This window comes from Bradyrhizobium algeriense (assembly GCF_036924595.1).
Lineage (GTDB): Bacteria > Pseudomonadota > Alphaproteobacteria > Rhizobiales > Xanthobacteraceae > Bradyrhizobium > Bradyrhizobium algeriense.
This window is the reverse complement of record NZ_JAZHRV010000001.1, coordinates 4,459,800-4,474,147: the sequence shown is the minus strand read 5'-3', so window position 1 is coordinate 4,474,147 and position 14,348 is coordinate 4,459,800. Positions and strand designations below refer to the sequence as shown.

8 protein-coding genes are annotated in these 14,348 nt (G+C 63.5%); 6 read left to right on the top strand and 2 right to left on the bottom strand.

Annotated features, from left to right (window positions below):
• The first annotated feature begins 60 nt into the window (after window positions 1-60).
• From V1286_RS21700 to V1286_RS21680, 5 genes are all read left to right on the top strand, one after another.
• Window positions 61-1,752 (top strand): methyl-accepting chemotaxis protein, encoded by a 1,692-nt coding sequence (locus V1286_RS21700; protein ID WP_334482424.1) that lies wholly within the window; start codon window positions 61-63, stop codon window positions 1,750-1,752.
• Window positions 1,753-1,996: 244 nt separating this feature from the next.
• On the top strand, window positions 1,997-4,024 hold the full coding sequence (locus V1286_RS21695) for a methyl-accepting chemotaxis protein (RefSeq protein WP_417021272.1): 2,028 nt from the start codon (window positions 1,997-1,999) through the stop codon (window positions 4,022-4,024).
• 261 nt (window positions 4,025-4,285) lie between these two features.
• On the top strand, window positions 4,286-5,986 hold the full coding sequence (locus V1286_RS21690; RefSeq protein WP_334482420.1) for a methyl-accepting chemotaxis protein: 1,701 nt from the start codon (window positions 4,286-4,288) through the stop codon (window positions 5,984-5,986).
• A gap of 448 nt (window positions 5,987-6,434) precedes the next feature.
• The gene (locus tag V1286_RS21685) at window positions 6,435-7,403 is read left to right on the top strand and encodes a helix-turn-helix domain-containing protein (RefSeq protein WP_334482418.1); all 969 of its coding nucleotides are present in this window, start codon (window positions 6,435-6,437) and stop codon (window positions 7,401-7,403) included.
• Between the two features lie 257 nt (window positions 7,404-7,660).
• The gene (locus V1286_RS21680; protein ID WP_334482417.1) at window positions 7,661-9,400 is read left to right on the top strand and encodes a methyl-accepting chemotaxis protein; all 1,740 of its coding nucleotides are present in this window, start codon (window positions 7,661-7,663) and stop codon (window positions 9,398-9,400) included.
• An 85-nt stretch (window positions 9,401-9,485) separates the two neighbouring features.
• Here the strand turns inward: V1286_RS21680 and V1286_RS21675 are convergent, their stop codons facing one another.
• Together V1286_RS21675 and V1286_RS21670 are read right to left on the bottom strand one after the other, a co-directional pair.
• Window positions 9,486-11,000: an acetyl-CoA acetyltransferase gene (locus V1286_RS21675; RefSeq protein WP_334482416.1), complete on the bottom strand. Its 1,515-nt coding sequence runs from the start codon at window positions 10,998-11,000 to the stop codon at window positions 9,486-9,488.
• A gap of 136 nt (window positions 11,001-11,136) precedes the next feature.
• Window positions 11,137-12,270, bottom strand: a complete 1,134-nt coding sequence (locus tag V1286_RS21670) for a nitronate monooxygenase (RefSeq protein WP_334482415.1) — start codon at window positions 12,268-12,270, stop codon at window positions 11,137-11,139.
• A gap of 232 nt (window positions 12,271-12,502) precedes the next feature.
• On the opposite strand from V1286_RS21670, the gene V1286_RS21665 reads away from it, so the two are divergent.
• A complete protein-coding gene (locus tag V1286_RS21665; protein ID WP_334482414.1) occupies window positions 12,503-14,161 on the top strand; it encodes a flavin-containing monooxygenase in 1,659 nt (552 codons plus the stop codon).
• Window positions 14,162-14,348 lie beyond the last annotated feature (187 nt).

The window sequence follows — 14,348 nt, the reverse complement described above, 5'->3', positions numbered from 1 at the left end:
TTTCTCCGCCTCGTCACGTTTGGCGTGTCCCGTCGCGCCCAAAACCAAGAGATTCCCGCCATGCTCGCCAAATACTCCATCCGCACCAAGATCATCACCGTCGTTGCCTTCCTGCTCGTCGCGATGGCGGGCATGGGTCTGCTGGCGGTCAGGAACATGCGGGCCATTAATGCCAACACGGTAGACATCTCGACGAGCTGGCTGCCCAGCGTCCGCGTGCTGGGCGACCTGCGAGCCGGCGTCATCACCTACCGCAACGTGATCCGCGAGCACATGCTGTCTGAGACGCTGGAAGAAAAGCTGGCGATGGAGAAGACGCTGGCGACTGTTATCGAGTCCAACACCAAGATCCGTGCGGCCTATGAGCCGATGATTACGTCGCCGGAAGAGCGCGCGCTTTACAACGAATGGGCCAGGTTGTGGGAGCGCTACAAGAAGGGCACCGAGGAGGTCATGGCGCTGTCGCGCAAGGCCGCCGGCCAGATGCCGACGGAAGCGCACGACCTGAACACGACCACCGTGAACAAGATCGGGCTCGAGGCCGACGCAGTCCTTAAGAAGGATATCGACCTCAACAACGCGGGCGGCGACAAAGCGGCGCAGGAGGCTGCCGACAATTATGCATTCGCTTTCATGATGCTCGCGACCATCCTGGGTGTGGCCGTCGTCGCCGGCATCGCCGTCAGCTACTATCTGGTCCGCGACGTTTCCAGCGGCATTGCCTCGATCGTCACGCCGATGCAGGCGCTGGGCAAAGGCGATCTGAGCGCGGACGTGCCGCATGAGGGCGAAAAGACCGAAATCGGCGTCATGGCGGACACCTTGCAGGTATTCAAGCAGGCGCTGATTGCCAAGAAGGCCGCCGACGAAGCCGCGGCGGTCGACGCCGAAACCAAGATCGAGCGCGGCCGCCGCGTCGACGGCATCACCCGCAATTTTGAAAACGTGATCGGCGAAATCGTGCAGACGGTGTCGTCGGCTTCGACGCAACTCGAGGCCTCCGCCGGCACGCTGTCGGCGACGGCCGAACGGTCGCAGACGCTCACGTCGACGGTGGCGTCGGCTTCCGGGGAAGCGTCTGCCAACGTGCAGTCGGTGGCATCGGCGACCGAAGAGCTTTCCTCCTCGGTCACCGAGATTGGCCGTCAGGTGCAGGAGTCGGCGCGGATGGCAACCGATGCGGTTGGCCAGGCCCGCGTCACAAACGACCGGGTCAGCCAATTGTCCAAGGCGGCGAGCCGTATCGGCGACGTCGTCGAGCTCATCAACACCATCGCCGGCCAGACCAATTTGCTGGCGCTCAACGCCACCATCGAGGCGGCGCGCGCCGGCGACGCCGGCCGCGGGTTTGCCGTCGTGGCGTCGGAAGTGAAGGCGCTTGCGGAACAGACGGCAAAAGCCACCGGCGAGATCAGCCAGCAGATTGCCGGCATTCAGGGCGCGACCCAGGAGTCGGTCAATGCGATCAAGGATATCAGCGGCACCATTGAACGGCTGGCAGAAATCTCCTCGGCCATCGCGGCTGCCGTGGAAGAGCAGGGCGCGGCGACGCAGGAAATTTCGCGCAACGTGCAGCAGGCCGCCCGCGGAACCCAGCAGGTTTCCTCCAACATCTCCGACGTGCAGCGCGGTGCCAGCGAGACCGGTGCCGCCTCCTCGCAGGTGCTCTCGGCGGCGCAGTCGCTGTCGGGCGACAGCCATCGCCTCAAGCTCGAGGTCGGCAGGTTTCTGGATTCGGTCCGGGCGGCCTGACGGCCGCCGCGCGGCCGGCCACGAGGCCGGCTTCCGGCGGGGAGCCGGGGCTTGATTCGCGCGATGCGCGAATTTGGTCGATCTGCAACCAAAACCAAATTCCGTAAATTCACGCAAGCGGAAATTAACCGGTCCCGGCTACGCTGCCGGTACTTTTGGGGCCGCGCGCGCAGGGTGGTCCCGTCGCGGCGCAACTTCCGCTTCCCGGAAAATGTGCTTCAGAAAATTTGGGGTCGTCGACATGATCAAGCTCAACCGTATCGGAAACAAACTGGGCTTGGCCGGGGCGATCGGCGTCTTGCTGGCGATCGGCATGGTGGCCAACCAGATGGTCACCGAATCGAGAATCGAGGAAGGCAGCGATCGCGCAGCGCGATCGCAGCAGGTGGCGAATAATGCACTCGCCGCGCATATCGACCTGCGCAAGATTCAGCTTGCCGCCGACGATGTCCGCCTGGCGAGAAGTCCCACTGAAGTCGAGAAGGCCCTTTCCGATCTGCAGCACCACAAGGCGAGCGCGGCAAAGGAGCTGGAGGCGGCGCTGGCAATAGCCCAGCGGCCGGAAGCCAAGGAACAACTCCAGAAGACCAAGGCGTTGATGGAAGGCTTTGCTGCGGCAGTGGAAGATCTCGCGAAGGCGCAGACGACGCTGCTGGCGCAGATCGAGAAGCGCTCGGTCATTTCCGAGGAATGGAACAAGTCGGTCGATACCCAGATGAAGTTGCCGGCCATGCAAAAGCTGGACAACCGCCTCGAGATCGAGCGTTTGTTGTTTCAGGCCGATGGCAAGGTGAACGCGCTGCGGGCGAATGCCTGGAAGCTCGGCGCTACCGGCGATGCCAAGCTGGTCACGGAGATGGCCAAGACCGAGGCCTCACTCAAGGACGTTTTCAACAAGCTGCGTGGCGAAGCCGATGACCGGGATTTGCTGGTCGTGGTCAGCAACCTTTCCTCGATCGTCAAGCGCTTCCTGGCCGCCAATGAGGAGGCCGTCAGGACCGAGCAGTCGAAGAGCGAAATCATCGCCAGCCGGACCGTCAAGGCCGCCGCTGACGTCGCCCACCTGATGGAAGCTACCGTCGCTGGCGCGCAAAAGGATGCGAAGGTCTCCAAGGACGAGGTCATGGCCGATACCGAGCGTGCCAACCAGATCAACCTGATCATGGCGATCGTCGTCGTCGTGTCCCTGATCGCCTCGGTGGTGTTTTCCTTCCTCGGCGTCGCACGTCCGATGACGCGCCTGAACGGTGCATTGGGCAAGATGGCGGGCGGCAATCTCGATGTCGAGATTCCCGGCGCCGCCCGCGGCGACGAAATCGGCGACCTCGCCAAGACGGTGACCGTCATCCGCGAGAACGCCGAGCAGAAGGCGCGTGAGGAAGCCGAGGCCAAGATCAAGCAGGACCTGGTCGCGGCGCAGCGGCGCAAGCAAGAAATGATCAAGCTCGCCGATGATTTCGAAGGCGCGGTCGGCAAGATCGTGGAGACGGTGTCGGCGGCTTCGACCGAACTCGAAACCTCCGCGGGCACGCTGACGGCGACCGCCGAACGCGCCCAGGAACTGACCACGATGGTGGCCGCGGCTTCCGAGGAAGCCTCAACCAATGTGCAGTCGGTGGCCTCCTCCACCGAGGAGATGGCCTCGTCCATCACCGAGATCGGCCGTCAGGTCCAGGAATCGGCGCGGATGGCCAATGAGGCCGTCGATCAGGCCCGCACTACCAATGACCGGGTAAGCGAATTGTCGAAGGCGGCCGCCCGCATCGGCGCGGTGGTCGAGCTCATCAACACCATTGCCGAACAGACCAATTTGCTGGCGCTCAACGCCACCATCGAGGCGGCCCGCGCCGGCGACGCCGGCCGCGGTTTTGCCGTCGTGGCGTCCGAGGTGAAGGCGCTGGCGGAACAAACCTCGAAGGCGACCGGCGAGATCGGCCAGCAGATCACCGGCATCCAGGCCGCCACTCAGGAATCGGTCGGGGCGATCCAGGCGATCAGCACCACGATCGAGAAGCTGTCCGAGATATCCTCGACCATTGCGGCCGCCGTGGAAGAGCAGGGTGCCGCCACCCAGGAAATCTCCCGCAACGTGCAGCAGGCAGCCCGTGGCACCCAGCAGGTCTCCGCCAACATCACCGACGTACAGCGCGGCGCCGGCGAAACCGGCACGGCCTCGACGCAGGTGCTATCCTCGGCCCAGTCGCTGTCGCAGGACTCCAACCGCCTCAAGGCCGAAGTCGGCAAGTTCCTCGGCTCGGTGCGTGCGGCGTAATCAGCCGATAGACCGCAAACCAAACAGCCCGCCCCTGGGGGCGGGTTTTTGATGTTCGGAACCCGTGGCAAAGCCGGCTCCTACGTCGTCAGTTCGCATCCTCCCCCTGAATCACCGCCAAACTTCTTGGCGCCGGCCTGAGGCAACAGTTAATGGAAACTCAGTATATCTACTGAGTAGAAATTAACGGGAATAGAGCGCCTGACCTATACGATTCCGTGCAGAAGGGCGGACGACCCCGTCGTCGCGTGGAGATCAGACATGTTTGGAATGATACGTCGGGCCAGGATGACGGTTGGCCGAAAGATCTATGCGCTCATCTGCCTCAGCTTCATCGGGCTCCTGGGCGTGACCTTTCTCGAATCGCGCGAACTGGCATCGAGCCTCGACCAGCAGAAACAGATCGAGCTGCGGCACCTCGGCGACCTCGCGCTCGGCATCATCAAGGAAGAGCATGCCGTGGCGCAGAAGGGCGGCGTTTCGGACGCCGACGCCCAGAAGCGCGCGATGGCGCGGATCGCCGCGCTCCGCTACGGCAACAACGACTATTTCTGGATCAACGACATGCATCCGAAGATGGTGATGCATCCGATCAAGCCGGAAATGAACGGCAACGACCTGTCGGCCTACAAGGATCCGAACGGCAAGCTGTTGTTCGTCGATTTCGTCGATACGGTCAAAAAGAGCGGCTCAGGCTTCGTTCCCTATGAGTGGCCCAAGCCGGGCTTCGACAAGCCGCAGCCGAAATTGTCCTACGTGGTCGGCTTCGCGCCGTGGAACTGGCTCGTCGGCACCGGCGTCTACATCGACGACCTGAAGGCGCAGGCCTGGGCTTCGACCCAGCGGTCCCTGATCGTTGCCGGCGTGATCCTGCTGTTTGTGCTCGTGGTGTCGATCTTCGTGGCGCGTAGCGTCACCGGTCCGCTGCAACGGATGACGGTCGCAATGAACGATCTCGCTGGCGGCAACCTTGCCGTCGAGGTGCCCGGCGTCGGACGCGGCGACGAGGTCGGCGAGATGGCCAAGGCAGTCGAGATCTTCAAGAGCAATGCCGTCGCGCGTCAGTCGCTGGAGGCCGAGCAACGCGCGGCCGAGACCCGCGCCGTCGGGAGCCGCAAGGCAGACATGAACAAGATGGCCGACGATTTCGAGACTGCGGTCGGTCGGATCGTCGAGACCGTTTCGTCGGCATCGAGCCAGCTCGAAGTATCCGCGGGCACGCTGACCGCGACCGCGGAGCGCGCGCAGGAACTCACGAGCGCAGTCGCTGCGGCCTCCGAGGAAGCTTCCACCAACGTGCAATCGGTGGCCTCCGCCACCGAGGAGATGGCCTCGTCCGTCACCGAGATCAGCCGCCAGGTGCAGGAATCGGCGCGGATGGCCAATGACGCCGTCGATCAGGCGCGCGTCACCAACGACCGCGTCAGCGAACTGTCGAAGGCGGCAACCCGCATCGGCGATGTCGTCGAACTGATCAATACCATCGCGGGCCAGACCAACCTGCTCGCGCTCAACGCCACCATCGAGGCGGCGCGCGCCGGCGAGGCCGGCCGCGGTTTTGCCGTCGTGGCCTCGGAAGTGAAGGCGCTTGCGGAACAGACCGCGAAAGCCACCGGCGAGATCGGACAACAGATATCAAGCATCCAGGCCGCGACCCAGGAGTCCGTGAACGCGATCCAGGCCATCAGCGGCACGATTGAAAAACTGTCGGAGATTTCGTCGACCATCGCAGCCGCCGTGGAAGAGCAGGGCGCCGCGACGCAGGAAATCTCCCGCAACGTGCAACAGGCGGCGGCGGGTACCCAGCAGGTATCCTCCAATATTGGCGACGTGCAGCGCGGCGCCAGCGAAACCGGATCGGCATCCTCGCAGGTGCTTGCGGCGGCGCAATCGCTGTCGGGCGACAGCAACCGCCTCAAGCTCGAGGTCGGCAGGTTCCTCGACTCGGTGCGGGCGGCCTGATCGCGCTGACTATTCAGTCCGAAGCCGGCGTCTCATGCCGGCTTTGCGATCGCTGACAACGCGAATCAGAAGCGTGAGCCGTCGCAAGCGGAGCTCTTCGGCTGCACGAGGAGCGGTAGACATCCCTAGATCGCAAAATTGCGATTGCGGCATGGGTCGACCAATCGCCCTGGGCGAAACTGATGCCGAATGTGGCGAACGGATTTCCGAAATCGGGAAAAACTGGTAATACACAAAGGCATCGTGAAGGTCTGATGCCAGAAGATCCGATGCCAAGTGTTCTGCGTCAATGAAGACGCGCCAGGACTCAAGACGCTTCATCCGGCGGTAGGGCGCGTCGAGGCGCCCATTCGCCATGGTCAAGTTGCGCACTCGATCCCTCTCAATACCGGCTAGCGCTTTTTTCGTTGTTGCGACGATCGCTACCGACGGCTCGGATGACCGCCGCGTGTCGTTGCTTGATGAACTAGTTGAGTCTGACTTCGTGAAGATCAGCCGGTCTCCGGATTTCGATCATTTCCGGAGCATCGAAGGATTGGGCGAGGCAAACAGCATTCCGCTCGATTACCGGAACTTCGCCGCATCGTTCGCCTCGCTGCGACTGAAGACCTGCACGATCTATCTGCAGCGGACATTTCCGCGAATCCTTCAGATCCAGTATTCCACGACCGGGGCGATTATCGGTCTGCTGATGGACGATGCGGCTTCGCTGACCCTGAACGGCGTGGAGGGCCGCGCGCCGGCATTGCTGCTGGTCAAGGGCAGCGCGCGATGTGAAATCGTCGAGCAGCAGGCCAATCTGGTCGCCCTCGTGAATTTCGATTCCGTCGACGATCGCGGCTGGCCGGGTGAACTCGACCGCGCACAGTTGATCACAACGGAACCTGCCAAATTCGATGCGCTTCGGGTAACCTTGCGCGACGTCCTCATGCTCGCATCGCATTCGCCCGATACCCTGGTTCAGCCTGGTGTGATCGAGAACATCGAGGAATCGATATTGCAGGCGGCCGATCTGGCGATGGCTGCGGCGACGCCTTCGTCCGAAGCCAAGCGCCTGAGCCTGAGCCACTATTTGGCACTGGTCCGGAAATTCGACGAGTTCGTCGCCGTCAACGCCGGCAAGACGCTCTACAGCGCCGACGTGGCCCGACAGCTTGGGGTCTCGGTCCGGACGCTGCATAACGCCGTGGTTGCGATTCGCGGCATGAGCATGCATCGTTATATGCGGCTGCGGCGGCTGTGGAGCGTGCGTCAGCAATTGCTGCGGAGTGCGTCACCGCAATCGATCAAGGCGGTCGCACTCGTGAACGGCTTCTGGCACATGGGTGAGTTCACAGCACTCTATCGCGAGTTGTTTGGCGAAACGCCGCAGCAGACGTTATCGGCGGCGCGGAAGCAGACGGGTGAACCGTCTTGATGCCGGCGTTGTGCGCCGCCGTTCCGTAATTCTACCAATTCTTCGACCGTGCTGCCTTAGATGTCGGTTAACCATCGTGTGGAACGCTGGTGCGCATGAGTGCCGCTCTGTGGCCAAGCCGCCGCAGGAGCCCTTCGTCCGCAACGAACCGGCTCGTCCGATTATCCGGCCCGGCGCTTTTTCAACCGTGATCCCGCCGTGCGGGAAAAACCGGCATCGCTGCGATTTCGCTGACGCTTTTTTCAAGGACGCTACCCATGTCTCGTCTCATTCTGAATCTGTCGATCGGTGTCAAGCTCGGCATCGCCTCGGGCCTCGGTGTCCTGCTCGTCGTCGTGATGGTGGTCAGCCAGATGCGGGCCAACGCGGCGACGCGCGACGCGGATGTGCGCAAGTCGGCGCAGCAGACGATCGCGCGAGATGCGGTGGACGCGAAGGCGTCGATTCGCGGCATGCAGACCGGCGTCCGTGATCTCCGTCTCGCAAACAGTGCGGCAGATCTGCAGAAGGCCAATGATTATCTGGCGGCGCGGCTCAAATCGGTGAACCGTTTTGCCGACGAGATGCTGCAATTGTCTGGCCCCGGAGAAACCCGCGCACGCACCGAGAGGCTCAAGGCCAGGGCAGCAGACTATGCGAAAGCAGCCCAACAGATCGCATCGGTTCGCGGTGAAGCCGTAGCTGCGGCGCGCGGGTCCGACGCCGCTACGCGGACGACCAAACTGAATGAAGAAGCGATCCGGATTGCCCGCGAAGTGACGCTGCCGATTGCGGCCGAACTGGAATCTCTCGCCGACCAGATCGCCGAGTCGGCCAAGCAGGGTGTGGATCAGGAAGCGGCCCGGGCCACTCGGGAAATGGCCGCCGCCGAACGGGAGTCCATGGCAGTCGGTCTCTGCACGATCCTCCTCTTGATCGGCACTTCCGTGTTCTCCTTCTTCACCATCGCCCGTCCGATGCGCGCGCTGAGCGTGTCGATGGACGAGCTCGCCGGCGGCAATTTCGCCGTCGTGCTGCCGGGCCTCGGCCGCAAGGACGAACTCGGCGCGGTCGCCGGCGCCGTCGAGAAGTTCAAGGTCGTCTCGGAACAGAAGGCGCGCGACGAGGCCGAAGCCAAGATGAGGCAGGACCAGATCGCGGCGCAGCAGCGCAGGGCCGATATGGTCAGGCTGGCGGATTCCTTTGAGACCGCGGTCGGCGAGATCGTCGAAACCGTGTCGTCGGCGTCTACCGAGCTCGAGGCGTCCGCCGGCACGCTGACGTCGACCGCCGAGCGCGCGCAGCAAGTGACGACCATGGTGGCCGCGGCTTCGGAAGAAGCATCCACCAACGTGCAGTCGGTGGCATCGGCGACGGAGGAGCTGTCCTCCTCGGTTAACGAGATCAGCCGCCAGGTCCAGGAATCGGCGCGGATGGCCGGCGAGGCCGTGGACCAGGCCCGTCACACCAATGACCGCGTCAGCGAATTGTCGAAGGCGGCCGCCCGCATCGGCGACGTTGTCGAACTCATCAACACCATCGCCGGCCAGACCAATCTCCTGGCGCTCAATGCCACCATCGAGGCCGCGCGCGCCGGTGAGGCCGGCCGCGGTTTTGCCGTCGTAGCCTCCGAAGTGAAGGCGCTCGCCGAACAAACCGCAAAGGCCACCGGCGAGATCGGCCAGCAGATTACCAGCATCCAGGGCGCGACCCAGGAGTCGGTGAACGCGATCCAGGCAATCAGCGGGACCATCGAAAGGCTGTCGGAGATCGCATCGACGATAGCGGCGGCGGTGGAGGAGCAGGGCGCGGCGACGCAGGAAATCTCCCGCAACGTGCAGCAGGCCGCTCTGGGCACCCAGCAGGTCTCCTCCAACATCACCGACGTGCAGCGCGGCGCCAGCGAGACCGGCTCCGCGTCCGCGCAGGTGCTCTCCGCGGCGCAGTCGCTGTCGTCAGACTCCAACCGCCTCAAGCTCGAAGTCGGCAAGTTCCTGGATTCCGTGCGGGCGGCTTGACTCGTTCGTCATGGCCGGGCATAGCCGTCCAAAGGACGGCGTCGCTTCCGCTCGCCTATGTCCCGGCCATGACGGAGCAAGGTTCTTACCCTGCCCGCCACTCCAGCACACCATCGTCTGCCGTAACGATATCGCCGACCGATCCCACCGGCGTCCGATCCATGTTCAGCAAATGCTTCAGCGTCGCCGTATCATTCGCGGGAATGCGGGCCAGCGCCCGTTGATCAGTTTCCGTGCGCAGCATCACCACGCCGTGCTCGACTTCGCCCTTGCCTTTGTAGATGACGGTGAAGCTTTCGACCTTGCCCTTGCCTGAAGCTTCGGTGACGAAGTCCGGCACCTTGCGGCGGTTGCGATCGGCCTCGGCCTGTACGCTGGTGTCCTGCTGGAGGGCTTGCTTCGGCGCTTCGCGCGACAGCACCAGCCCGTGATGCTTGGTAACGAATCCGCCCTGGCCATAGAGCAGGCCGAGCTTGCCGCGCTCACGCAAGCTTCGCACCATCGCGACGGCCGCATGTGTCATATAGGTGTTGAGCGGGGCGCCGAAAAAGGTGAGTCCGCCGGTCACCGTCGGCTGCACGTCGGGGCCAAGGCCGAGCGTCCGCCGCGCCATCTTGGGCACGCAGGGGAAGCAGCTATACAACTCGATGGCGTCGAATTTTTTGCCGTCGCCCTCGACGAGGTCCATCACGGCCTTCAGCACCGCGTTCTGCGGGTGGCTCTCGAAGAACTGGTCGCGCACGAGGTAATCGCGCGGCTCTTCCGCCGACGCGCCGCCGATCGGATAGACCAGGCGGTCTTCGGGTACGGCGGCCGCGCGCGCTTTCGCCAGCGACGTCAGCAGCACCGCGCCGCCCATGTTCACGGTCGGATTGGCCACCATCAGCTTGGTATAGGGCCAGGCGATCAGGCGGTTTTCCGGCGTCGGTGTGGTGATCTCGTCAGGTGTAAAGCGCTTCTTCAGCCATGAATTTTCATTCTCGGAAGCGACGCGCGCATAGGTCGACCACAGCGCGCCGGATTCGGCGAGCGCCTCGCGCGGGGTCTGGCCCCAATGCGCCGAGGTTGCGGATTCATACAGCGGATAGACCGTGATCGGCCGGAACACGCCGAGCTTCACCGCCATCGCCTTCTGGAACGCCGCGCCGCGCTTCGGCTCCTCGACGTCATGGGCGAACGGCGTCCAGGGCAGCGCGATGCCGCCGCGCTCGGCCTTGGTCGCGGTGGATTGCGCTTCCGCGCCGCAGACCACGGCCACGCTGCACTCACCGCGCGCGATGCGCTTGGCCGCTTCGTGGATGTAGCGGATCGGGCTCTCGCCGCCGACCGGGCCATAATAGCAATGCGCCGGATTGGCGCCGAGCCGCGCCGCAAGCTGCTTTTCGGGATCGCGGTAGCGCCAGCTCAGGAAATTGACGACGTCGAGCGACCCGAGTTCGCCGAGCAGTTTTGCCCCGCTGTCCGCTTCCGCGCGCCGCACCGCCTCCTGGAGTAGCGCCAGCGGCTCGAGGCCGGCGGCGATGTCCTTGGGCCGGTCGACGATCTCGCCGACGCCGACGATGACCGGAATGCGGTCTTCGGGGAGGGAGGTGATTGGCATCTTTTCTTGCTTCACTTTCTGGAAATTCAGACTCGTAGGGTGGGCAAAGGCGCGCCAGCGCCGTGCCCACCATTTAACGCCTTGCTCGGAAATGGTGGGCACGCTTCGCTTTGCCCACCCTACGAGATTTTCGCAATCACTCCTCCATCAGCATATTCATATGCTCCACCGCATCGGCAAAATCCTCCTTGAATTCCTGCACCACGGCGCCGGCTGATTTCACGCTGTCGATCAGGCCGACGCCCTGGCCGACAAAATACGTCACGAGGTCGCGCGCCTGCGCGTTCCCTGCCGCCGCGGCGCGGTCGATCGAGTTGAAGGCGTCGCGGCTGATGATGCTTTGCAGCGGCATCGGCAGCGCGCCGGGGCTGTCAGGACCGCGGTCCCACGCATCGGTCCACACCGAGCGCAATTGCCGCGCCGGCTTTCCGGTGCGGCCCTTGGAGCGTACCGCGTCGCGCGAGGAAGCCGCGATCATCTTCTCGCGGAAGATTTCGGTCGTCTCCGATTCCACCGTCGCCAGCCACACCGAGCCGGTCCAGGCGCCCGCGGCGCCCATCGCCATACAGGCCGCCATCTGCCGCCCGGTCATGATGCCGCCGGCGGCCAGCACCGGCACATCGCGGATCGGCTTGATCGCCTTGATCACCTCAGGCACCAGCACCATGGTCGAGACTTCGCCGCAATGGCCGCCGGCCTCGGTGCCCTGCGCCACCAGAATATCGACACCGGCCGCGACCTGTCGCAGCGCGTGCTCCTTGGAGCCGACGAGCGCCGCGACCGGCACGCCATGCGTGCGGCCCATGTCGATCATCTGCTTCGGCGGTACGCCGAGCGCGTTCGCAATCAGCTTGATCGGGTGGCGGAAAGAGACGTCGAGCACGTCAAGCGCGCGTTGCGCGTCGAACGGCTGCGGCTGGTTGTCGGCGACGTTGGTGGTCGTCAGCTCGACGCCGTATTTCTTCAGGAGGTTGCGGGTGAAGTCGCGATGCTGCGGCGAGATCCGCGCCTCCAGGCTTTTCCAGGTGACGTCCTTTTCCCCCGCGGTCGAAATGTTTTCGGGGATCAGCACGTCGAGCCCGTATGGCTTGCCGTCGGTGTGATCGTCGATCCACTTCAGTTCCTGCTCGATCGTCTCCGGCGAATGCGCGGTGGCGCCCAGAACGCCAAAGCCACCGGCGCGGCTGACGGCGGCGACCACGTCGCGGCAATGGCTGAAGGCGAGCAGCGGAAATTCAATTCCCAGCATGTCGCAGATCGGCGATTTCATGGTTGTTGCTCCCTGTGGCGGTCGCGGGCCGGCCGCTCATTGCTGGTTTGTGTGCTGACCGAACGCTAGCCCATCGGGGCTATGCATGCCAAGCGGGACGGCCCTCCCGAGGAGCGCACATTCCACCTCGCAAAATATGCAAGGCCAGCCAGCCGAATTGCGTCTTGCGCTTTGGCGCTACGGAAGGAATGCTGCTTGCCAAATCAAAGAGAATATCAGGGAGCCCGTATTCATGTCCGCCATGCCATCCGCCGCCGCCAAATCCACCGAGGCCTACGACGTCGTCGTGGTCGGCGCGGGTTTTGCCGGCATGTACATGCTGCACCGGCTGCGCGGGCAGGGGATGACGGCGCGAGTCTACGAGCAGGGCAGCGGCGTCGGCGGCACCTGGTATTGGAACCGCTATCCCGGCGCGCGCTGCGACGTCGAGAGCATGCAATATTCCTATTCATTCTCGGAAGAGCTGCAGCAGGAATGGGACTGGAGCGAGTGCTACGCGCCGCAGCCGGAGATTTTGAAATACGCCAACCACGTCGCCGACCGTTTTAACCTGCGGCCTGACATCCAGTTTAACACCCGCGTCGACAGCGCTGTGTTCGACGAGGCGATTTCGCTGTGGTCGGTCACGACCTCCGACGGCAAGGCCGTCACCGCAAAATTCATCGTTCTCGCCACCGGCTGCCTGTCGAACGCGAGGATGCCTGACATCAAGGGCCTCGATCGCTTCAAGGGCAAGGTCTATCACACCGGCCACTGGCCGCATGAAGAGGTCGATTTCACCGGCCAGCGCGTCGCCGTCATCGGCACCGGATCGTCAGGAATTCAGTCAGTGCCGGTCATCGCCGAGCAGGCGAGCCAGCTCACGGTGTTTCAGCGCACCGCGAACTTCTCGATCCCTGCGCGAAATGCGCCGCTGAGCGAAGCGGAGCGGCAAAAATTTCGCGACAATTATCCCGAGATCAGGCGCTTTGCGCGCGAGGTGGCGAAGAACGGCATCTATACCGAGATGCCCGACCGCGGCGCGCTCGACGACGGCGACAACGAACGCCGCGCGAAGTACGAGGCGCGCTGGAGCCGCGGCGGGCTCACCTTCATGTCGGTCTACAACAATCTCGGGCTCGACAAGGCGGCCAACGACACCGCCGCGAATTTCGTCCGCGAAAAGATCGCGGAGATTGTGAACGACCCGCAGACCGCAAAACTGCTGCAGCCGAATAACCATCCGATCGGGTCAAAACGCATCTGCATCGACACCGATTATTTCGCGACCTTCAACCGCCCCAACGTGACGCTGGTCGACATCAAGTCCAGCCCGATCGAAGAGATCACGGAGAATGCCGTGCGCGTGGGCGCCAAGGACTACGAGGTCGATGCGCTGGTGCTGGCGACCGGTTTTGACGCTATGACGGGGTCGGTCGCGAAGATCGATATCAGAGGACGTAACGGCCAGACGCTGAACCAGAAATGGTCGGCGGGCCCGCGCACCTATCTCGGCCTGATGAGCGCCGGCTTCCCCAATCTCTTCGTCATCACCGGTCCCGGCAGCCCGTCGGTGCTGTCGAACATGATCGTCTCGATCGAGCAGCATGTCGACTGGATCACCGACTGCATGGCCTATATGCGCGACGGTGGCCTCGACACCATGGAGGCGGCCGTCGACGCCGAAGACAAATGGGTCGCCCACGTCAACGAGGTCGCCCACGCCACGCTCTATCCGCAAGCCAATTCCTGGTACATGGGCGCCAATGTCCCCGGCAAGCCGCGCATCTTCATGCCTTATATCGGCGGCGTCGGGCCCTACCGGCAGATCTGCAATGACGTCGCAGCCAAGGGCTATGAAGGGTTTGTGATGGAGAGGGCCGAGCAACCGCGGAAGGTGGCGGTGTCGTAACTGTCATTGCGAGCGAAGCGAAGCAATCCACATCTCACGGCATAAAGAATGGATTGCTTCGTCGCTACGCTCCTCGCAATGACGGGGAGCAATCCAGCGATCTCGTAGGGTGGGCAAAGCGTAGCGTGCCCACCATTCGGCTTAACGATCGGGATAGGTGGTGGGCACGGCGCAAGTGCGCCTTTGC

Excerpts from the sequence above, each read along its gene's own strand:
- V1286_RS21700 (WP_334482424.1), top strand. The coding sequence starts at position 61 with ATGCTCGCCAAATACTCCATCCGCACCAAGATCATCACCGTCGTTGCC.
- V1286_RS21690 (WP_334482420.1), top strand. The coding sequence starts at position 4,286 with ATGTTTGGAATGATACGTCGGGCCAGGATGACGGTTGGCCGAAAGATC.
- V1286_RS21680 (WP_334482417.1), top strand. The coding sequence starts at position 7,661 with ATGTCTCGTCTCATTCTGAATCTGTCGATCGGTGTCAAGCTCGGCATC.
- V1286_RS21675 (WP_334482416.1), bottom strand. The coding sequence starts at position 11,000 with ATGCCAATCACCTCCCTCCCCGAAGACCGCATTCCGGTCATCGTCGGC.
- V1286_RS21670 (WP_334482415.1), bottom strand. The coding sequence starts at position 12,270 with ATGAAATCGCCGATCTGCGACATGCTGGGAATTGAATTTCCGCTGCTC.
- V1286_RS21665 (WP_334482414.1), top strand. The coding sequence starts at position 12,503 with ATGTCCGCCATGCCATCCGCCGCCGCCAAATCCACCGAGGCCTACGAC.